Origin of the sequence: Acinetobacter sp. 22512 (genome assembly GCF_052044755.1) — a bacterium.
Lineage (GTDB): Bacteria > Pseudomonadota > Gammaproteobacteria > Pseudomonadales > Moraxellaceae > Acinetobacter > Acinetobacter pittii.
Map to the genome: position 1 here is coordinate 546,444 of NZ_JBQENP010000001.1, position 20,219 is coordinate 566,662.

Sequence of the window (20,219 nt, forward strand, 5' to 3'; positions counted from 1 at the left end):
GAATTAATCTAAACCTTCAGCGACTTGAGGAGTTTTTTGCTCCATCATTTTTCTGTCGACTTCATCTGGATTGTTTAAAGCATCATTTAGCTTATCTTTATCTAAAGCACCGACCCATTTTGCAACAACAATCGTTGCTAATGAGTTACCAACGAGGTTAGTTAAAGCACGTGCTTCTGACATGAAACGGTCAATACCTAAAATCAATGCCAAACCTGCTACTGGAATATGTCCAACAGCAGACAAAGTTGCAGCCATAACAATAAAGCCAGAGCCTGTTACACCCGCCGCACCCTTAGATGAGATTAAGAGTACTAATAGCAAAGTAATCTGATGTTGAATATCAAGCTGTGTATTTGTTGCCTGAGCAATAAAGATTGCAGCCATAGTCAAATAAATTGACGTACCATCAAGGTTAAATGAATAACCTGTTGGGATAACCAAACCAACTACAGATTTTTCACAACCTGCAATTTCAAGTTTACGTAACATGCGAGGCAAAACAGATTCAGAAGAAGATGTACCAAGTACAATTAATAACTCTTCACGAATCAGGCGAATCATCTTAAGAATACTGAATCCACTAATACGGCTGATTGTACCCAAAATTAAGAAGATAAAGAGTAAGCACGTAATATAGAAGCAGATAATGAGCTGCCCTAATTGTACGAGTGAACCAACGCCATATTTACCGATAGTGAATGCCATTGCACCGAATGCACCAATCGGAGCCAATTTCATGACCATATTCACAATGTTAAAGAACACATGTGCAACTTGATCAATAAATTTTAAAACTGGACGTCCTGCATCACCTAACTTATGTAAAGCAAAACCAAAGAGGATTGCAAAAAGAAGGACTTGTAAGATTTCACCATTTGCAAATGCACCAACCACCGTATCAGGGATGATGTGCATTAAGAAATCAATGGTAGATTGTGACTCACCAGAACTGACGTATTTTTGAATGCCCGAAGTATCGAGAGTGGTAGGGTCAACATTCATCCCTACACCCGGTTTAGCAATGTTAATTACAACAAGGCCAATTAGAAGTGCAATTGTTGAAACGATTTCAAAGTATAACAACGCAACGCCGCCAGTTTTTCCGACTGACTTCATGCTTTCCATGCCAGCAATACCGCTTACCACGGTACAGAAAATAACTGGAGCAATGATCATCTTGATCAAACGAATAAAGGCATCACCTAATGGCTTGAGTTTTTCACCTAACCCCGGAATATGCTGTTCGACACCATTGACAATTTGCGTTGAGCTTGGGGAAAAATGCCCTACCAAGATACCCGCAATAATCGCAATAATCACCTGAAAATAAAGTGATTTATAAATCGGTTTTTTAGCCATAACTTTACTTCAATCTATATTTCCAAGTCCGTTGGAAATACCAAAATGAAACGTCTATTCTTTACGAATACACAGCCCTAACCTTTCACATTAACACCGCAAAAGGGAAATGGTTTTTTGTGAACAAAAAACCTTCCTACTACCTCAATGAAAACAAAATCAATGTTTTCTAAAACAGGAGAATACCTGAAGTTTCTAACCACTTTGAGTAGCTCGAAATAACCTCTTACTTTTTCAATAAAAAGCTGAAGATATAGGAGAATCACATAAAATTATGATATGAGTGCTCAAAAAAGCACGGGAAAGTGTACTCGAATTAAATAACGATTCGATTAATTTTTTAGCTAATACGCATAAAAAACACTCAGGTAGCCTTAAGACTTTAGTATAAGAAACACTTTTGATATTTTTTCAGCAGCTTTTTATGTCATATTGATTAAATACCTGTGGACATTTCATTTTGAGCTGCCTACATCCCATCATTTTTATTGTTTTGAACTACGATGAATACTAAACGCAATATCTATAAAGATGCTGAACATCCCTTTGCTCAATATGTCCGTATTTTAGGTAAGGGGAAAACCGGATCTCGCTCTTTAAGCTATGAAGAAGCCTATCAAGCATTTACCATGATTTTAAAAGGTGAAGTGTTAGATGTGCAGCTAGGTGCATTTTTAATGCTACTTCGGGTTAAAGAAGAATCGATTGATGAACTTGCAGGGTTTGTGCAAGCGACCAAAGATCAGCTTCATTTTGAACATTTAGATGTTGATTTAGATTGGTCATCTTATGCAGGTAAGCGAAAACACTATCCATGGTTTTTGTTAGCCGCTCTTACACTTGCCCAGCATGGCCATAAAATTGTTATGCATGGTGCGTCAGGTCACACGCTTAATCGTGTTTATACTGAGCAAGTCTTAGAATATCTTGGTTATCAAATTTGTCATTCTGAACAAGAAGTTCGTACACAATTAGCAGAGCAAAATTTTGCTTACTTACCGTTAGATGTGATTTCACCAGTTTTAAGCGAATTGATATCTCTAAGAAATGTCATGGGATTGCGTTCACCCATTCATACTTTGGCCCGTTTAATTAATCCTTTTAACGCTAAGGCTACCTTACAAGCAATATTCCACCCTGCTTACAGAACTTCTCACCAACATAGCGCATTACGCTTAGGCTATCAAAATAGTGCCGTTATTAAAGGCGAAGGTGGTGAATTTGAACGAAACCCAGATGCTAAAACGCTCATTTGCGGTATTAAAAATGGTGAGCTCTATGAACATGAGTTGCCAAAGCTCACACCTGAACGAAGCCCAATTGAAGAGGAATTAGATTTAGCAACGTTTAAAGCAGTATGGCTTGGTCAACAGCACCATGAATATGGAGAAATAGCCATAACAGAAACCATCGGAATCGCGCTATATACGATGGGCGTTGTTGCTAGTTTTGAAGAAGCGATGCAAAAAGCAAAAGTGTTATGGGATACACGAAATTTAAGCAATCTTAATTCGTAGTTAACAAATGCTATCGTGAAGGTCGACATGGATGTCGACCGTATCACTGCGATACAGGAAGTATCGTCAGTGATACAAAGGATTTTTGGTTACTTTTGATCCTTCAAAAGTAATAAAAGCCTATATGCTATAACTTATGAAAAACATGCTATATAAGGCTGTATGGAATAACCAGAAATAATTTTCTGTCTTATTAAGTTTTAAACAAAACGAATAGGTTTAAACTCTGGCTCATGCTTGTGATGATCATCATCACACTCTTCGCCTTCTTCTTTTGTACCACGGTCAATATAACCGCTACGCTGATCTTCTGGTAAGTTCTTTAACTCCCAAGCGATTACAGCTTGCATACAAGTTTCACGCTGCTCTTTAGTTAAAACAACGCCGTTTGGCCATTTACCAATTTCTACTGCTGTTTTTAAACGCTCTACAATTTCAGGGTTTAAAACAGATAGCATTTGTTCAATATTCATGATTCATCTCTTTGAAAAGATTCAAAATCTTGGTTCCAACCAAGTTTGGTACGGCAGGCCATATAGAAATCATAACCTGGTGGATGCAATAAACTTAGTTTAAATGGGTGTTTACGGATGTGTAAACTGTCTCCAACATTGAGCGAGACACTATGTTGTCCATCTGCACTCACCATTGGTAACACCCGATTTTCGCGAATAACGATTTTAATTTCGCTTTGACCACCGACTACGATGGGACGTGATGACAATGTATGGGGATGCATTGGAACTAATGCAATAGCATCCATACTTGGATGTAAAATTGGGCCACCACCTGACAATGCATAAGCCGTTGATCCGGTTGGCGTCGAAACAATTAAACCATCACTATGTTGGCGGTAAACATATTGACCATCAATATTAAGTTCGAAGTCAATCATGTGTACCGATTTACCCGAGTGCAAAACCACATCATTTAAAGCAATGGCGTCATAAATGACTTCACCATTTGTTCGTACTTCCATTTCAAGTAAGAAACGACGGTCAAGCTGGAAATGACCTTGAAGTACTTGGTCAAGTTTGAAAATGGCTTCTGAAGGTTTGATATCAGTTAAAAAACCTAAACGCCCGCGGTTGATACCAATAACAGGCGTATTGTAGCGTACTAAAGCTCTAGCAGCATGGAGTAAAGAACCATCACCTCCAACGACTATGACTAAATCAGCAACTTCACCCAATAAATGACGACTCACTACCTGTGCATGGTCATAAGGCACTAATTCAGCAGTTTCCTGATCAAAAATGGGGTTTAAGCCTAGGTTCAACAAATGATCATGAATTAAACATAGTGTTTCTACTACTGATGATTTATCTGGTCGACCGATTAACCCGACGTTTCTGAAGGACTTATGTGAAATTTGCACGAATGAGTAAGCTCCGCTGCGATACTTGCCTATAATAACATTAACCTGATTAATTTAAAAAAACATAACAACAAGATGCTGTAAAATTCAATCTAAGTTTTCCAATTATTCACAGTTTTATCATTGCAAATTGATGACAAGCTATCGCATCATTACAGGCATTGTTAGGGTTTTATCTCATTTTTATGAAGTTTGAACGTGGTATCGGTTTCTTTGCACTAATCTTTTCCATTTTGGTCATTGGTGCTTTTATTGCTCTTAGTATCTATCTGATTCGTTTAGATAATATTATCCGTGAAAAATTTGAAGGACAACGGTGGGATATTCCCGCCAAAGTGTTCGCACGACCTTTGGAAATTTATAATAACGCACCTATTACCCAAGCAAATTTCACTCAAGAATTAAAACTCTTGGGTTACAAAACTTCAAGTAATTATGACAAGTCTGGAACCTATGTTGCTCAGGGTAGCAATATGTATATCCATACACGTGGTTTTGATTACGGCGACAGTGTTGAACCCGAACAAGTATTAGAGTTAAGTTTTGCAAATGATCAAGTTGCTGAAGTTCGAAGTACAAAACCTTCTTCAACGGGTGTTGCGCGACTAGAGCCACTTCTGATTGGAGGGATTTACCCTCAACATAATGAAGACCGTGTTCTCATTAAACTGAATAATGTCCCTAAACCTCTTATTGAAGCTTTAATTTCAACAGAAGACCGTAATTTCTATCATCATCACGGGGTTTCAATTCGTGGTACTGCTCGTGCATTGGTGAGTAATATTACAGGCGGAAAGCGTCAAGGTGGTTCAACCCTAACTCAACAATTAGTTAAAAACTTCTACCTTACACCTGAACGCACCTTAAAACGTAAAGTTAATGAAGCATTAATGGCTTTACTCATTGAGCTGCATTACAGCAAAGATGAAATTTTAGAAGCTTACTTAAATGAAGTAAATCTAGGCCAAAATGGTAGCTACTCAATTAATGGCTATGGTTTGGCTTCTCAATTTTATTTTGGTTTACCGTTACGTGAGCTAAGTGTCGCACAGCAAGCTTATTTAGTTGGTTTAGTGCAAGGCCCTTCTTTGTATAACCCTTGGAAAAATCCTGAAGGTGCAAAAAAACGCCGCGATACGGTGTTAAATAACATGCGTGTAATGGGTTATTTAACTCAAGCAGAATATGAAGATGAAATTGCACGTCCTTTAAATGTGTTAAATAAACCAAGTTTAGGCCCTGCAAAATTCCCGGACTTTTTAGATATTGTGCGTCGTCAATTACGCACAGAATATCAAGAAAGTGATTTAACTAATCAGGGCTTACGTATTTTTACGACTTTAGACCCAATTACTCAAACTCAAGTTCAAAATGCGTTTAAAGCTTCAGTAGAACGCTTAGCAAACAGCAATCCATCACGTTTGAAAAACTTACAGGGTGCTGTACTGATTGCACATCCAGAAAACGGCGAGCTTGTTGCTGCTGTTGGTTCTACACAAGACTTTACTGGTTTTAACCGTGCTGTAGATGCAAAACGTCAAGTCGGTTCTTTATTAAAACCTGTGATTTATTTAAGTGCTATTGAATCTGGGCGTTACAACTGGGCAACCCAAATTGAAGATGCGCCGATTAGTGTCCCTGTAGATGGTGGCAAAAGTTGGACACCTAAAAACTACAGTGGTGGCGGACATGGTGTAGTCAGCTTGAGTGAAGCTTTGGCAAATTCATATAACCTATCTGCTGTGCGCTTGGGTCAAGAGTTTGGTTTATCTACATTTACAAACAACTTAAGAAAGTTTGGTGTTGAGTCGACCATTCCTGCCTACCCATCTATTTTCCTTGGGGCAGTCAATATGTCACCAATGGAGGTTCTGGGAATTTATGAGAACTTTGCTACAGGTGGCTTTAAATATCCGACTCGTGCGATTCGATCTGTCGTAGATGCAAATGGTCGCCTGCTTGACCGTTATGGCCTGAATGTTCAACAAACCATTGATCCATCTGTTGGTTATATCATGAATTATGGTCTACAACAGGTCATGTCTTCGGGTACTGGTCGCGCAGCTTATAATAGCTTGTCTCCTGCTTTAAAATTGGCAGGTAAATCAGGTACGACTAACGATACACGTGACTCATGGTTTGCGGGCTACTCAGGTAACCACGTTGCTGTAGTTTGGTTAGGTTTAGATGACAACAAAGTAACAGGATTAACAGGTTCATCGGGTGCATTGCCAGTATGGATTAATGTGATGAAACAATTACGTCAAACGCCTGTAAATCTACGTCAACCAGACACAGTACAGTGGCAGTGGATTGACCGTGCAACGGGTGATTTATCTGCTCAGGCATGTGATGGCGCAATGTATATTCCGATGCTAACGCATACGGTTCCGCACCGTGCTACGCCATGTGGAGCACCTTATTATCAAGTTGATCCAACATATACGCCACAAAGTGATAACACAATTCCTGACTCTCAGGATGATAATACCGACAGTTATATTCGTGAAAGTGAAAACCAGATGGAACAAGATCTGTCAAACAACTCACGTGTAATTTCAAGTGGTAGTTATAACAACTAAGCGTTAACAGGAAATTAGGATATGTTAAAGAAAGGTGTTTTTTATATTGGTGCTGTTCTTATGGTCGGCTGTACAACTCTGCCCGATCATTCTGACTCCAAAGAGAAAACACCTACTCCTCCAGTCAAAAAGACGGAAACTCCATCAGGTGTAAAAATTACACCTTATGATCACCCAGAAATTCAACGTAAAAATTTACAGGTGATTGTTCCTCAGCAAAAAAAGCCTCAACATTTTAGTGATGATGGTAGCCAGTTACCTGCATTTAAAGTTTTAATGCAAAAAACACAGCAGGCTTATAAAAATCAGCAGTGGTCAGAGGCTGAGCGCTATGCGCTTCAAGCACAGCGTTTAGCGCCACAAGCGGCTGAGACTTATTTATTTCTTGCGCTTACGGCAAATCATAAACAGCAATATTCTAATGCTGAGTCTTTAGCAAGACGTGGTTTGAGTTTTGCCCAAAGTCAGCCAATGAAAAAGCAGCTATGGTTAGTCATCTTAAAAGCTGGGCAACAACGCAACAATCAAAAAACTGTTCAAGAAGCACAACAAGCATTAAAAGCCCTCTAGCTTTTAATGCTTTTTTATTTTCTTATTAGAAATTACGAATACCCGCTAAGCCATATGCACCATGCTGCTGTGCAGTGGCTAAATCATCCGGATGTACTCCTCCTAATGCAAAAACTGGAATCTGGCTATTTTGAGCGAGATCACTAAAACGTTCCCAACCTAATGCCACAGCTTCTGGATGAGTCATTGTTGGTTTTACAGGACTAATAAAAATGGCATCGCAACCAATCTGCTGAGCTTGCTTTAAAGAAACAGCATCATGACAAGCAGCAATATAACGTACGCCCACTCTTAAATCGCCTTTATGCAAATTCATGAGTTGAGATTGTTTTAAATGAACGGTCTTTATTTGTTTTTGTAATTCAGGGCTTAATTGCCGCCAAATATCGACATTTATAATTAAACTTGATCGTTGCCCTTCATCTAAAGCAGTTAATTGCTCTATATACTGCGGCTCAAATTCTTCGATACGCCAGTACAATAAAGCATCACTACTTTCTACCGTTGAAAGCGTATTGCTAATTTTGATGAGATGAGGCCAATAGAGTCGTTTTATGATGTTTTTATTGGCTTTTGGAAAGTTTAAATGAAGTAGCTGATCACGTGTGTACCATGCCCATGGCTGGTGAATAAGATTTAATAACTCATCAGGTACATAACTATGGAACAAATGAAGGTTGACGATAATGTCATCATATTCATGGTGAATATAATCAAACTGATGCCAATCTTTTAAACCAATACCCACTTCTTCATAGATTTCACGGCGGCAGGCTTCTTCTGGTGTTTCACCCTGCTCAACCTTCCCTCCAGGGAACTCATGCTTTCCACCTTGATGTTGCTGCTCTTCGCGCCATCCAACTAATATTTTTCCACGATGGATCAAGATTGCTATAGCGACATCGACTATTGGTTTGGGCATCTTTTTACTCTCTAAAACTTTTCTCAAGTGTAAGCAAATTTTATCATTTTATAAAATCTTAAAAATCTCATTGACAGATCTATTCGATAATGATTATCATTTAAATCTTCAAGAACATACCACGGAGCACAACAAATGAACGCACCTTTTAGCTTATTTACCCGTAACAATGACACAGCTCACGCCTTACCAATGTTACATTCTAATAACCTCTTTGCATTAGGCCGTGAAATTCGCATTATGCATGCTGGCGAGGAATATCGTTTACGCCTCACTCGCAACAATCGCCTAATTTTAACTAAATAAAAAACATACTCGCGTTTCAATAATATTCGTGGGAAAACAAAAAATGGATAGCATGGGTAACCATGCTATTTTTTATGAAGGAAGAATAATCTCTGCTCTCAGCCCACCTTGTTCAGCATGCATAAAACGTAACTTGCCATTATGCAATTCAATAATTTTTCGAGTAATTGAAATTCCTAAGCCAGAACCTTGCTGCTGAGTACCAAGTACCCGAAAAAAACGCTGCCCTAACCGTAATAGCACTTCATCATCTACTCCATTTCCCGTGTCTTCAATAGACACCTTAATTTGCTGTTCATATTGACTAATCTCAACATGAATAGAGCCTAGTGTCGGGCTATAACGAATAGCGTTATCAAATAAATTTCTAAAAGCAATAAACAGTAATTCTTCATTCGCATATGTTTTAGTTTCTGTCGATAAAGTATTGGTCTCTATCAACATCTGTTTAGCTTTCGCGTCTAAATCTACAGTTTCAATCACTCTAGCCAGTAAGTAATTTAAATCGATAACTGTCTTAGGAAGTTCAGGCTGTTCAGCTTCATTAGGTTCTAAGCGGGCCAGAAGAAGTAAATTCTCAAGTATTTTTGTACTTCTAGAAACGTCTTCTTGTATGCGTTCAAAATCTTGATGAAGTTCTGGAAGATGTTGGTATTTACGCTGTAAAACTTGAAGACGCATTTGTATGGCAGATAAAGGTGAACGTAATTCATGTGAAGCATCTGCAGTAAAACGCTGTTCAGCAACCAGTGCCCTTTGTAGCCTTGCAAGTAGCTGATTTAAAGCATCAATCACAGGCTGAATCTCTGTAATAATATCTGGTTCTTGAATTGGCTCTAAGTTTGAGGCAGTTTTTTGGGCAATACGTTTAGAAAGTAAATTCAGTGCAGCCAATTGTTGCTCGGTACGCCAACTTACAATAACCCACTGTAGTAACCAGAACAGCACCATAAGGCCACTATATCCAGCAAGTGCTTTTAATACTTCTTCAATACGTGTACTAATGGGCTGAAAAACTTCAACTTGTAGCTGAGAATCTTCTTGTTGTGCTGCCAGACTACGCCATAACTGGCCATCAAACCAAAAATATGAAAAACCTTCTGATAAGTTACCTTTTTCAAAAAGTTCATGCTGATAGGTATGAGAATGGGTAAGCACCTGACCTGTATCTAATAACTCATATTGAATATCAAATTCATCACTCAGCTCGTCAAACTGCTTCATCGAGTGTTTAGAAAGGTCAGAAACCAGTAAGGTATCTGAAATTTCATCCATGATTTCATCTTGTACTGACATGTTGTGATAAATCGAAAATATGGTGAGTAAACTTAATGCCAGTAGCCCCACCACAATACTGCTCCACATGGTGGTTTTAACCAGTTGTGACTGCAAGGATGATCGATTCAATTTCATTTTAAATCTCCCATACGGTAGCCGAGCCCCCGTATGGTTTTAATACTGCTGCTTCCGATTTTCTTTCGAAGCTGATAAATAAAAACTTCGATTGCGTTACTCTCGATTTCCTCGCCCCATGCATAAAGTGCTTCTTCTAATTGATCGCGGGTAATAATATGCTCGGGATGCACCATAAGCTTACGCAAAATTTGGAATTCTTTTGCCGTTAAATCGATAGATTTGCCAGCACTTAATACGACTTTCGCTTGTGTATCAAGTTGTAGGTCACCCCATGTTAAAACCGATTGCTGACTCAAAGTTTGTTTGCGTAATTGAGCGCGGATGCGAGCCGATAATTCTTCTAAACTAAAAGGCTTAACCAAATAATCATTTGCACCTAAATCTAGCCCCTCTACCCGATCATGAATGCTGTCACGTGCAGTAATAAAAATAACAGGAACATTTTTTTGTTTATGGCGGATCGTTGTTAAAACCTTTTCACCAGCCAGTTGAGGTAGTCCCCGATCAAGCAAAATACAGTCATAATCATGCTGTTCGATTGCCGTAAGTGCATAATCACCTCTTTCGACCCAATCTACCTGATAACCGTCTAATTCTAACCATGATTGAATGCTTTCAGCTTGAGAGCGATCATCTTCTGCAAGCAAAATTCTCATCTATTTTTCCTGTTATATCCTGATTTGATCTTGCCAAGCCTTTATAAAAAAAGCAAAGCCGCATGATTTAAATGCGGCTAAAAGTAGTAGATCTACAGACCTTATTCATTAGAACTGAACTTGATCCACATCAATTTCTACTCGTTTTAAAGGTTTATAGTCAATGTCTACTTCACCAATTAAAGTCACATTTGTATTGGCTGAAATAGGGCGACCTTGCCAAAGTTCATCATCTACATCAATTGTAATGCTACCTGTCTTGTCACGGAATTGATATTTTTCATCACCTAAAGACTTTACAACCTGACCATGTAATTTGATCGGTGTATTATCTTTTGAGGTTAATGCCTGTTTTACTGTAGTGACAGTTGCCGGAGCAATTGCAGCTTGATTCACTGGTGTATTCGCGACAACTACGCCAGCAGCAGTCATACCTGCAGTCATCAACATTACTTTAAGCATATTCATATTATTACCCTCTGTTTATGGTTCCCTCTTGGGATAAAGCAATTAAATCAACCATAAATGAGGTGAATCTTAAGAAAAACTTAATTTAATGGCACAACCCTCAAGACCTCTTCTAATGTCGTAAGTCCTTCAATCACTTTACGGGCTCCTGCAATTCTTAAAGGTTCTATACCTTCTTTTTTAGTTTGAGTTCTTAAATCATTTAATGTCACATGACTACTAATAAGGTGTTTAAGCTCAAGACTGACTGGCATAAATTCGTAAATACCGACTCGCCCTTTATAGCCTGTATGACGACATTCTTCACAGCCTACTGCCTGATAAACCGTTTCAGGCATTTCCATAATGTAGTCAAAGGTTAGGTGTTCCCACTCATCCTCATTAATATGAGTTTTTTGCTTACAGTGTGGGCAAAGCTGCCGTACTAAACGCTGTGCGAGCACACCTAAAATGGTTGCGGCTGTCAGAAAAGACTGTACCCCTAGATCATGTAAACGAGTCAAACTAGACGGTGCATCATTTGTATGTAAAGTTGATAAAACCAAATGACCTGTTAATGCTGCCTGAATGGCCATATTCGCTGTATCTTGATCACGAATTTCCCCAATCATAATAATGTCGGGGTCTTGGCGCATAAGCGCACGCACACCGTCTGCAAAGCCTAATTCAATTGTATTATTGACCTGCATTTGGTTAAAACTAGGCTCTAGCATTTCAATCGGATCTTCAATGGTACATACATTGACCTGCTCGGTTGCAAGCTGCTTTAAAGATGAATATAGCGTGGTCGTTTTACCGGAGCCTGTGGGACCCGTGACTAAAATAATACCGTGGCTATTTTTTGTTAATTGTTGCCACTGTTGTAATAAACGCTCCTCAAAACCCAATTGCTGAAAAGAACGTACCAACACATCAGGATCGAAAATACGCATAACCAGTTTTTCACCAAATGCGGTTGGTAAGGTTGATAAACGTAATTCGGTTTCTTGCCCTTTAGGTGTCCGTGTTTTTAATCGACCATCTTGCGGTTTACGCTTTTCCGCTACATTTAAACGTCCTAAAATTTTAATCCGAGAAATCACGGCGGTCAGTGTATTTGAAGGCATGTTATAAATAGTGTGTAAAACGCCATCAATCCTAAACCTGACTTTACCATTATCTTTACGCGGTTCCATGTGAATGTCACTGGCACTCTGCTCAAATGCAAACTGTAAAATCCAGTCGACTAATTTCACAATATGCTGATCATTAGCATCTGGGTTTTGGCTATCGCCAAGCTGCAAAAGCGCTTCAACATTTTTACTGTCACGGTCATGAGCTGCATCTTTTTGAGCAGAGTTTACCGCGCGACTCACCTGATAATATTCGCGCAAATAGCGTTGTAACTGTTCGGGATTAAGCAGTACCCGTTCAATCTTTTTAGGCGCTAGACTACGTTCAAGGTTATTAAGCCAATCTGTTTGAAATGGTTGATCTGTTCCAATCACGATTCGGTCAGCATGAATTTCAACAGCTAAAATATGGTTACGAATGGCAAACTCTTGTGACATGACCTGCGTTAAAGCACTGACATCTGCCTTTAAAGGATCGATCACAAATAGAGGTAGCTGAACCCGATCTGCAAACCATAAACATAAGCGATTTAAACTCAAATGCGCATGTGTGTGTTGCTGATCTTTTAAATTAAAATGTGCTATCCACTGTAATGGATGCCACTTTAACTGGTCTTTTTGGCGGTGACTTGTCTGTACCAGTAATTTATCTCGTTCTGTTATACGGCCTTCTTGTAATAGTTGTTCTAGACACCAATACGTATCTATTTCTACATGTGCATTCATGCGTTATCCCCAATATATTTTTATAATATAGCAGAGATGTTTTATATTTAAATATCCTTTAACATCAGTTAATTAAACCAATTCTCATCTTAATATTTTTTTGTGTCACAGGTCATATTTATAGAAATATTTTCTACCTAGTTTTGTCTAAAAAAGACACTATGCTCACTATAATAAAAAGAATAAACTGAACATGAATACATGATTTTAAAATGATTCAGATCTACATATAACAATAAGCAAAGAGGAAGTAATATGGAGCTTCCAATGACAATGTCATTACAAACAGCATCATTTGAAGAATTCATTACAGTGATTGCTGCGGCGCTTGGTTGTGGCTTATTAATTGGTTTAGAACGAGAACGAAGTAAGCTTAAACATGAATATAAAACCTTTGCGGGTTTCCGTTCTTTTGCAATTAGTGCTTTATTAGGAGCGGTCTGTTTTTTATTTGGCATTGAAATTGGAATTGTGGGTGCCTTACTCATTGGTGCTATTAGTATTGTTTCCCTCAAAAATCAGCCGAATGACCCAGGCGTAACCACCGAACTCGCCTTTATTATGACTTATTTCATTGGGGCACTTTGTATTTGGAATATTTCGCTCGCTGCTGGCCTAGCTGTGATCATGACAACTATCTTAATAGCTAAGCAGTCTATGCATGGCATTGCCAGTCAATGGATTACTGAATCAGAATTACGTGATGGTATTTTTCTACTTGCCTTACTATTAATTGCTCTGCCTTTAGTACCTAATAAGCCTTTTTGGGGTCCAGTTTTAAATCCACATGTGATTTTAAAATTACTGACTTTAATCTTATTTGTACAAGCCCTCGCCCATATAGCAAAGCGACTTTTGTCATCTAAAAATGCTTTATTACTTTCTTCTTTAGCTTCTGGATTTGTTTCTAGTACAGCAACTATTGCCAGTTTAGGTTTAGAAGTACGCTCAGGCAAAGCCAACGCAACAACAAATGCAGGTGCTGCATTGATGTCTTGTGTTTCAACACTGATCCAAACCTTAATTATTGTAATCGGAATTAGCTTTGCTTGGTTCAAGCTAATTATATTTCCTACACTTATTGCATTAGTAGTCTTAGCAGTTTGGGCCTTTATTTTATTACGTAAAGCCGAACCTAGTACGGCTTCGCACGAGCTTGACTCAAGAATGTTCAGCTTAAAAGAAGCCATTATTATTGCGGGTACACTTACCCTTATTCAGGCAGGTGTTTATGGTTTAAGTCTATCTTTAGGCGAGGCCGGATTAATCGCAGGGACCTTACTTGCTTCTTTATTTGAAATACATGCAGCTATAGCGGCTGTCATTGTGCAAGGCGAACCTGATAGCGCACATATGACACCTTTATTAATTGCCTTTTTAGGAGGTTTTGCAGTTCACGCTCTTGCTAAAAGTGTGAACTCTGCAATTTCGGGCGGACTACGCTATGCCCTTGCATTCGTTCCCGCCCAGCTCATTCATATGGCTATTTTTATTACTTTACTTTGGCTCAACATCCACTGGTTTTAAAATATCTATTGTGTAAGCGAAGAAGTCTTAGTCTTCACCACATCAATGACGGTAACTACAAATTGATCGACCTTAAAATGAATATCAAAGTCTGAAAATTTCATTTTATAGATTCTTTCAGGGTCTTCTTGATAGGCAGGCCGAGGATCTAAAGCTAATACTTGCTCAAGCTCATCAATGTACTGCGAATCTATTTCTTTATTTTGAAGAAAATATTTTTGAGCTGTTAACGCAGTTTCATTCCAAATAACTGCCTTTCGTTCTGGTTCTGCATGCGCATAACCACTTTGAGCCTCCGCAATTGCATCAGAATATTGAATATAAGGTTTGATATCTAAAATTGGGGTGCCATTTAATAAATCACTTCCAGTGACATAGACACGCACAGACTTCCCCACTTTTTCGACTTTATTAAGTTTTACGACTGAAAGCCCGATTGGAGAAGGTCTATACATACTTCGTGTAGCAAATACTCCAATTTTTTCATTACCACCTAAACGTGGCGGACGAACCTGTGGACGGAACTTAGCTGCATTGCCTTGATTTTTATTGTCATGAAACTGCCAAACTAACCAGAGATGACTAAATTGCTCAATTCCCTCAAATGCTAACAAGTCGTTATATGGTTCTACCATATCAATATAAGACTCGATATTGACCAAATTAGGCTGGCGTGGAATACCGAATTTTTCACGATAGGGAGAGCACATGTGGCCAATGATGGGGAAGGTGACAGAATTGATCATCACTTTTTCTTATAAACACAATTAAATATATTCAGTTTATCGGGAATGAAATTAGATTAGAATAGCAATCTGTTTTCTTTTAATCGTGATCGAGACCTTTAATGGCTGCTTTTAACGTTGAACGCATTACTCATGTTCACCACTGGAATGACACTCTTTTCAGTTTTAAAACTACACGCGATACCAGCTTACGTTTTAAAAATGGTCAGTTCGTAATGATCGGACTTGAAGTGAATGGCAAACCGTTAATGCGTGCGTATTCGATTGCAAGTGCAAACTACGAAGAAGAGTTAGAATTCTTCTCAATTAAAGTACAAGACGGTCCTTTAACTTCGATTTTGCAAAAAGTACAAGTTGGTGATGAAATCTTAGTTTCTAAAAAACCAACAGGTACTTTGGTTCATGATGACCTTTTACCAGGTAAAAACTTATACCTTTTATCTTCTGGTACTGGTCTTGCACCATTCTTATCAATTATTCGTGATCCAGAAACTTACGAACGCTTTGAAAAAGTCATCGTTGTTCACGGTACACGCTATATTTCTGAATTAGCTTATCAAGACCTTATCTTGAACGAATTACCAAACCATGAATTCTTTGAAGAATTAGGTATTAAAGACAAACTTGTTTACTACCCTACTGTTACTCGTGAACCTTTCCACACTCAAGGCCGTGTAACAACTGCAATTGAAACTGGCGCTTTATTTGAAAAAATCGGTTTACCACGCTTCAACCGTGAAACTGACCGTGCAATGCTTTGCGGTAGCCCTGCATTCTTAAAAGATGTGGCTGCATTACTTAACCAACACGGTTTAGTTGAATCACCTCGTATGGGTGAAATGGGCGACTACGTCATTGAACGTGCGTTTGTAGAAAAATAATTTTTTCTAGAAATAAAAAAACCGAGGCAAAGTCCTCGGTTTTTTTATTTCTGTTTTTATAACTTAATGGTGCCATCGATACAGGTGACAGCGGTTCCACCCACTAAAATTTTATCTTGATACAATTCAAGTTGAAGTTGTCCATCTCGACCTACCGCCCCACCTTGTGAAGAAAGTACGACATCATTTTGTGCAGGAAGAATCCCATAATAACGAATAAATGAAGCTACGCTACCATTACCACTACCACAAACGGGATCTTCATTTATTCCACATGAAGGGGCAAATGAACGAACTTCTATGTGTTTTTGTTCATCATTATTTTCATGAAAACCAAAAACTGTCGCACCCGTAACTTTCATTTCTAAATCATGTTCTTTTAAAGCGGCAAAGTCTGGTTGGCTATCTAGAACAGCCTCAGCATTAACAGCTTGCAATACAATCCAGCGCGCCCCTACATCTACCAATGCAGCGTTCCATTGAGTATTAATTTCACATTTTAAAATTTCTGCTAATTTCTCAGTATGCATAGCATCTAGTGGAGTAATTTTAGGCTTAGGTAGTTCAAATGAAATATGACTTGACTCACTCACGGTCAGAGTCACTAAACCAGCACCGCACTGCTGTACCAGCTTACCTTCTTTCGATTTAATTAGACCCGCCTCAAGCAAAGCATAGGCAGTACCAATTGTAGGATGGCCTGCAAATGGCAACTCACTTTGCGGAGTAAAAATTCGAACCTGATAATCAGCTTGAGAATCGGTCGCAGGGAGCACAAATGTCGTTTCAGAAAGATTGGTCCAGTTCGCAATGGCTTGCATCTGCTCAGACGTTAAAGTGCTGGCGTCCATAATGACCGCAACAGGATTTCCTTTAAATGCTTGTGAAGTAAAAACATCAACTTGTTTAAATGCAACAACAGACATAGACCTCTCCTACTGATTTTGTAATTTAAAATATGGTTTTTAAGTCCTCACCATTTCTTGATCTTACTGATTTATTTTTAATGGTCACAGTATCAGTTAATATGAAAAATAATAGACACAGTTATTAAAACTATATCCCTATTAAATGGATTAATCTAAATGCATAACAATATTTGAGATAAATCAGGGATCGCTATAAAGTGTATCCATTGCTTTGGCTTTTTAATGAATGGATATGTACAAATATAAAAAAGTGAGTGATGACCTCACCCTGCAAATTCAAAATGGCAGGCAGCCTATTGGTTCTCGGTTGCCATCAATTCGAGATTGTGCCCAGCATTATCAGGTCAGTATTAATACCGTAAAAGAAGCTTATCGCCAGCTTGAAGATCAAGGTTTAATTTCAGTTCGCCCACAGTCTGGCTACTATGTTTGTCATGCGCCTTCAAACTTATTAGAACTCGAAGAGCGTTATGTCAGTGAAGAAAAAGTATCTCTTTCAGGAATTAGCTGTTTTCTAGCACAAATTGTTAAAAAGCAGATGGACCCTGACTATGTCAATTTGGCCCTAGCTTGCCCTTCTGGGGAAAATTTCTATCCAATTGAACGCTTAAAACGCTTAACTGCTCAGGTGTTGCGCTCTCAATCAGATATTTTTAAAAGCTATACCTTGCCGCCCGGTTCTATACGTTTACGTACTCAAATTGCTAGACGAAGCTTACAGTTAGGTATGTTTCTTTCAGCAGATGATATTGTGCTGACTCATGGCACGATGGAGGCTTTAAGTCTCGCGATTATGGCAACAACTCAAGCGGGTGACAGCATAGCTCTTGAGATTCCTACATTTCACAACCTGTACCCACTCCTTCATAATTTAGGTCGAAAAATTGTAGAAGTGCCGACCTCACCACATACAGGTATGTGTCTGGATGCACTTGAAGAACTCTTAAAATCTCAAAGTGTACAAGTCATTTTAACCATTCCGACAGGACACAATCCTCTCGGTTTTAGCATGCCTGAGAGCAGCCGCCGTCGCTTGGCAGAGTTAGCTAATCAGTTTCAGATTCCTGTTATTGAAGATGCGATGTATGCCGAATTGCAACTCACCGAGCCTCTCTTGCCCAACATCAAAGCGTTTGACCAAAACGGATGGGTTTTGGTATGTGGGAGCTATACCAAGACTGTAGCACCTGATTATCGGATTGGTTGGTTAGAAGCTGGGCGCTTTCGTAATATTGTGCAGCAGCTTAAATTTACAACCACTGTTGCCGAGCCAGCTTTACTCACAGAAACGTTAGGCCTTTTCTTAGAAAATGGTGGTTATGACCTGCATTTACGTCAACTCAAAAAACGCTATCAACAACAAATTGACACTATCAAATCTTATATTTGCCGCTATTTCCCACTCGGTACCCGAGTCAGTCGTCCGCAAGCGGGATTTATTTTATGGTTAGAGCTCCCCGAATCAATTGACACACTAGAACTGTTCCATCAGGCCATGGATGAAAAAATCTTATGTATGCCGGGAATTTTGTGTTCAGCTGATAAACGTTTTAGTCATTGTTTACGTATTGCAGCTTGTTTTGAGTTAAATCCCAAAATGTTAAATGCTTTGATGCGCTTAGGAGAGCTAGCAAAAAATATGATGCCCGTACAAAAAGATATTGGTCAAATCCCTACTAATTCAGTAGGTTGAATCCCAAATGCGGAGTTAATAAAATAAAACCATATATTTTTTATGCCTTTTATTTTATGAAAACTGAGCTTCTCTCTCCCGCAGGTTCACTTAAAAACATGCGCTATGCATTTGCCTATGGTGCAGATGCAGTATATGCAGGCCAACCACGTTATAGCTTACGTGTTCGTAATAATGCTTTTGATCATGACAACCTAAAAATCGGAATTGATGAAGCCCACGCTTTGGGCAAAAAGTTTTATGTTGTGGTGAACATTCAACCGCATAACAGCAAATTAAAAAACTTTATTCGTGATCTTGAACCAATTATAGCCATGCAGCCGGACGCACTCATTATGTCTGACCCGGGCTTAATCATGATGGTGAGAGAGCATTTTCCTGATGTGCAAATTCACCTATCAGTTCAAGCCAACGCTATTAATTGGGCCACTGTTAAGTTTTGGAAAGATTACGGTCTAAGCCGTGTGATTTTATCGCGTGAGTTATCTTTAGAAGAAATAGAAGAAATCCAGCAATACGTACCCGATATTGAACTTGAAGTTTTTGTACATGGTGCTCTATGCATGGCCTACTCAGGCCGCTGCTTACTTTCTGGATATATGAATAAACGTGATGCCAACCAAGGTGCTTGTACCAATGCTTGCCGTTGGGACTATAAGTTGTATGAAGCCCAAGAAGATGCAAATGGAGATGTGATTCCAGTTACTCAGCTCAATGAGTCAGAAAAGTCTTGCTGCTCATCAGCACAATCAGAGACAACTTCATCTCAAACTTTGCTTGTACAACGTAATGATGAAGAAATGTTTGCTGCCGAAGAAGATGAACACGGCACCTATTTTATGAACTCTAAAGATTTACGTGCGGTACAACATGTAGATCGTTTAACCAAAATGGGGATTGCCTCACTAAAAATTGAAGGCCGTACTAAATCCTATTTTTACTGTGCCCGTACCGCCCAAATTTATCGAAAAGCTATTGATGATGCTTTAGCAGGCAAACCATTTGACCCAAGCTTAATGAACCAACTCGAAGGTTTGGCAAACCGTGGTTATACCGAAGGCTTTTTGAGACGTCATGTGCATAGCGAATATCAAAACTATGCTGATGGTTCATCGCATTTCGACTACCAACAATTTTGTGGAGAGGTTTTAGAACGTCACGGCGATTATATTCGCATTGAAGTTAAAAACCGTTTTGTGGTGGGCGACTCACTTGAGCTGATGACGCCTCAAGGCAATATCACCTTTACCTTAACCGAAATGCGCGATTTAAAAGGTAACCTAATTACAGATGCTAAAGGTTCGGGGTATTTTGTTGAGATTCCACTTTCACAAGCTGTTGATATTAGATATGCCCTACTCATACGAAATTTGCCGCATGCTAAGGAAAACATTACTGCCTCAACATTAGCTTATTCAGCGAGTTAAA

Annotated in this window: 18 protein-coding genes; 8 read left to right on the top strand and 10 right to left on the bottom strand. The window is 38.9% G+C overall.

Annotation, left to right across the window (positions count from 1 at the left end):
* Nucleotides 1-3: 3 nt before the first annotated feature.
* Nucleotides 4-1,362, bottom strand: coding sequence for a dicarboxylate/amino acid:cation symporter (locus tag ACTJJG_RS02650; RefSeq protein WP_002118145.1), 1,359 nt, complete (start codon nt 1,360-1,362; stop codon nt 4-6).
* 503 nt (nt 1,363-1,865) lie between these two features.
* Here ACTJJG_RS02650 and ACTJJG_RS02655 point away from each other — a divergent pair.
* Nucleotides 1,866-2,879, top strand: coding sequence for a glycosyl transferase family protein (locus ACTJJG_RS02655; protein ID WP_017398584.1), 1,014 nt, complete (start codon nt 1,866-1,868; stop codon nt 2,877-2,879).
* A 200-nt stretch (nt 2,880-3,079) separates the two neighbouring features.
* Here the strand turns inward: ACTJJG_RS02655 and ACTJJG_RS02660 are convergent, their stop codons facing one another.
* Together ACTJJG_RS02660 and ACTJJG_RS02665 are read right to left on the bottom strand one after the other, a co-directional pair.
* A complete protein-coding gene (locus ACTJJG_RS02660; RefSeq protein WP_002118245.1) occupies nt 3,080-3,352 on the bottom strand; it encodes a YeaC family protein in 273 nt (90 codons plus the stop codon).
* Nucleotides 3,349-4,257, bottom strand: coding sequence for an NAD(+) kinase (locus ACTJJG_RS02665; RefSeq protein WP_016145893.1), 909 nt, complete (start codon nt 4,255-4,257; stop codon nt 3,349-3,351). Before ACTJJG_RS02665 ends, ACTJJG_RS02660 begins: the two co-directional genes overlap by 4 nt.
* Before the next feature lie 185 nt (nt 4,258-4,442).
* On the opposite strand from ACTJJG_RS02665, the gene mrcB reads away from it, so the two are divergent.
* A complete protein-coding gene (gene mrcB, locus ACTJJG_RS02670) occupies nt 4,443-6,839 on the top strand; it encodes a penicillin-binding protein 1B (protein ID WP_017398585.1) in 2,397 nt (798 codons plus the stop codon).
* 21 nt (nt 6,840-6,860) lie between these two features.
* Nucleotides 6,861-7,409, top strand: a complete 549-nt coding sequence (locus ACTJJG_RS02675; RefSeq protein WP_002118198.1) for a tetratricopeptide repeat protein — start codon at nt 6,861-6,863, stop codon at nt 7,407-7,409.
* A 25-nt stretch (nt 7,410-7,434) separates the two neighbouring features.
* Here ACTJJG_RS02675 and ACTJJG_RS02680 read toward each other — a convergent pair whose 3' ends face one another.
* Nucleotides 7,435-8,331, bottom strand: coding sequence for an NUDIX domain-containing protein (locus tag ACTJJG_RS02680; protein WP_032055461.1), 897 nt, complete (start codon nt 8,329-8,331; stop codon nt 7,435-7,437).
* Between the two features lie 135 nt (nt 8,332-8,466).
* On the opposite strand from ACTJJG_RS02680, the gene hemP reads away from it, so the two are divergent.
* The gene (gene hemP / locus ACTJJG_RS02685) at nt 8,467-8,637 is read left to right on the top strand and encodes a hemin uptake protein HemP (protein ID WP_002118129.1); all 171 of its coding nucleotides are present in this window, start codon (nt 8,467-8,469) and stop codon (nt 8,635-8,637) included.
* Nucleotides 8,638-8,709: 72 nt separating this feature from the next.
* Here the strand turns inward: hemP and ACTJJG_RS02690 are convergent, their stop codons facing one another.
* From ACTJJG_RS02690 to ACTJJG_RS02705, 4 genes are all read right to left on the bottom strand, one after another.
* Nucleotides 8,710-10,050, bottom strand: coding sequence for a sensor histidine kinase (locus tag ACTJJG_RS02690; protein ID WP_069119451.1), 1,341 nt, complete (start codon nt 10,048-10,050; stop codon nt 8,710-8,712).
* On the bottom strand, nt 10,047-10,709 hold the full coding sequence (locus ACTJJG_RS02695) for a response regulator transcription factor (protein ID WP_002118246.1): 663 nt from the start codon (nt 10,707-10,709) through the stop codon (nt 10,047-10,049). The genes ACTJJG_RS02690 and ACTJJG_RS02695 overlap by 4 nt, the downstream gene beginning before the upstream one ends.
* Before the next feature lie 108 nt (nt 10,710-10,817).
* Entirely contained in the window at nt 10,818-11,177 is a 360-nt protein-coding gene (locus tag ACTJJG_RS02700; protein WP_002118236.1) for a NirD/YgiW/YdeI family stress tolerance protein, read from the bottom strand.
* Nucleotides 11,178-11,257: 80 nt separating this feature from the next.
* On the bottom strand, nt 11,258-13,015 hold the full coding sequence (locus ACTJJG_RS02705; RefSeq protein ID WP_002118159.1) for a GspE/PulE family protein: 1,758 nt from the start codon (nt 13,013-13,015) through the stop codon (nt 11,258-11,260).
* Nucleotides 13,016-13,270: 255 nt separating this feature from the next.
* Between ACTJJG_RS02705 and ACTJJG_RS02710 the strand changes: the two genes are divergently transcribed.
* Nucleotides 13,271-14,542 carry an MgtC/SapB family protein gene (locus ACTJJG_RS02710; protein ID WP_057076653.1) on the top strand — a complete coding sequence of 424 codons (1,272 nt, stop codon included), beginning with the start codon at nt 13,271-13,273 and terminating at the stop codon, nt 14,540-14,542.
* 5 nt (nt 14,543-14,547) lie between these two features.
* Here the strand turns inward: ACTJJG_RS02710 and tsaA are convergent, their stop codons facing one another.
* On the bottom strand, nt 14,548-15,288 hold the full coding sequence (gene tsaA, locus ACTJJG_RS02715) for a tRNA (N6-threonylcarbamoyladenosine(37)-N6)-methyltransferase TrmO (protein ID WP_069119449.1): 741 nt from the start codon (nt 15,286-15,288) through the stop codon (nt 14,548-14,550).
* A 101-nt stretch (nt 15,289-15,389) separates the two neighbouring features.
* Between tsaA and ACTJJG_RS02720 the strand changes: the two genes are divergently transcribed.
* Nucleotides 15,390-16,169, top strand: a complete 780-nt coding sequence (locus ACTJJG_RS02720; protein ID WP_069119447.1) for a ferredoxin--NADP reductase — start codon at nt 15,390-15,392, stop codon at nt 16,167-16,169.
* A 56-nt stretch (nt 16,170-16,225) separates the two neighbouring features.
* On the opposite strand, the gene ACTJJG_RS02725 is transcribed toward ACTJJG_RS02720, so the two are convergent.
* Nucleotides 16,226-17,095, bottom strand: a complete 870-nt coding sequence (locus ACTJJG_RS02725; RefSeq protein ID WP_005068260.1) for a PhzF family phenazine biosynthesis protein — start codon at nt 17,093-17,095, stop codon at nt 16,226-16,228.
* A 229-nt stretch (nt 17,096-17,324) separates the two neighbouring features.
* Between ACTJJG_RS02725 and ACTJJG_RS02730 the strand changes: the two genes are divergently transcribed.
* On the top strand, nt 17,325-18,791 hold the full coding sequence (locus ACTJJG_RS02730; RefSeq protein WP_080776755.1) for an aminotransferase-like domain-containing protein: 1,467 nt from the start codon (nt 17,325-17,327) through the stop codon (nt 18,789-18,791).
* Between the two features lie 56 nt (nt 18,792-18,847).
* On the top strand, nt 18,848-20,218 hold the full coding sequence (trhP, locus tag ACTJJG_RS02735) for a prephenate-dependent tRNA uridine(34) hydroxylase TrhP (RefSeq protein ID WP_032055448.1): 1,371 nt from the start codon (nt 18,848-18,850) through the stop codon (nt 20,216-20,218).
* The last annotated feature ends 1 nt before the right edge of the window (nt 20,219 follow it).

What these genes read in the sequence shown, in the direction of transcription:
- ACTJJG_RS02690 (WP_069119451.1), bottom strand. Translation starts at nt 10,050, where the DNA reads ATGAAATTGAATCGATCATCCTTGCAGTCACAACTGGTTAAAACCACC.
- ACTJJG_RS02660 (WP_002118245.1), bottom strand. Translation starts at nt 3,352, where the DNA reads ATGAATATTGAACAAATGCTATCTGTTTTAAACCCTGAAATTGTAGAG.
- ACTJJG_RS02675 (WP_002118198.1), top strand. Translation starts at nt 6,861, where the DNA reads ATGTTAAAGAAAGGTGTTTTTTATATTGGTGCTGTTCTTATGGTCGGC.
- ACTJJG_RS02730 (WP_080776755.1), top strand. Translation starts at nt 17,325, where the DNA reads ATGGATATGTACAAATATAAAAAAGTGAGTGATGACCTCACCCTGCAA.
- ACTJJG_RS02705 (WP_002118159.1), bottom strand. Translation starts at nt 13,015, where the DNA reads ATGAATGCACATGTAGAAATAGATACGTATTGGTGTCTAGAACAACTA.
- tsaA (WP_069119449.1), bottom strand. Translation starts at nt 15,288, where the DNA reads ATGATCAATTCTGTCACCTTCCCCATCATTGGCCACATGTGCTCTCCC.
- ACTJJG_RS02725 (WP_005068260.1), bottom strand. Translation starts at nt 17,095, where the DNA reads ATGTCTGTTGTTGCATTTAAACAAGTTGATGTTTTTACTTCACAAGCA.
- ACTJJG_RS02695 (WP_002118246.1), bottom strand. Translation starts at nt 10,709, where the DNA reads ATGAGAATTTTGCTTGCAGAAGATGATCGCTCTCAAGCTGAAAGCATT.
- ACTJJG_RS02710 (WP_057076653.1), top strand. Translation starts at nt 13,271, where the DNA reads ATGGAGCTTCCAATGACAATGTCATTACAAACAGCATCATTTGAAGAA.
- trhP (WP_032055448.1), top strand. Translation starts at nt 18,848, where the DNA reads ATGAAAACTGAGCTTCTCTCTCCCGCAGGTTCACTTAAAAACATGCGC.
- mrcB (WP_017398585.1), top strand. Translation starts at nt 4,443, where the DNA reads ATGAAGTTTGAACGTGGTATCGGTTTCTTTGCACTAATCTTTTCCATT.
- ACTJJG_RS02720 (WP_069119447.1), top strand. Translation starts at nt 15,390, where the DNA reads ATGGCTGCTTTTAACGTTGAACGCATTACTCATGTTCACCACTGGAAT.
- ACTJJG_RS02655 (WP_017398584.1), top strand. Translation starts at nt 1,866, where the DNA reads ATGAATACTAAACGCAATATCTATAAAGATGCTGAACATCCCTTTGCT.
- ACTJJG_RS02680 (WP_032055461.1), bottom strand. Translation starts at nt 8,331, where the DNA reads ATGCCCAAACCAATAGTCGATGTCGCTATAGCAATCTTGATCCATCGT.
- ACTJJG_RS02700 (WP_002118236.1), bottom strand. Translation starts at nt 11,177, where the DNA reads ATGAATATGCTTAAAGTAATGTTGATGACTGCAGGTATGACTGCTGCT.
- ACTJJG_RS02650 (WP_002118145.1), bottom strand. Translation starts at nt 1,362, where the DNA reads ATGGCTAAAAAACCGATTTATAAATCACTTTATTTTCAGGTGATTATT.
- hemP (WP_002118129.1), top strand. Translation starts at nt 8,467, where the DNA reads ATGAACGCACCTTTTAGCTTATTTACCCGTAACAATGACACAGCTCAC.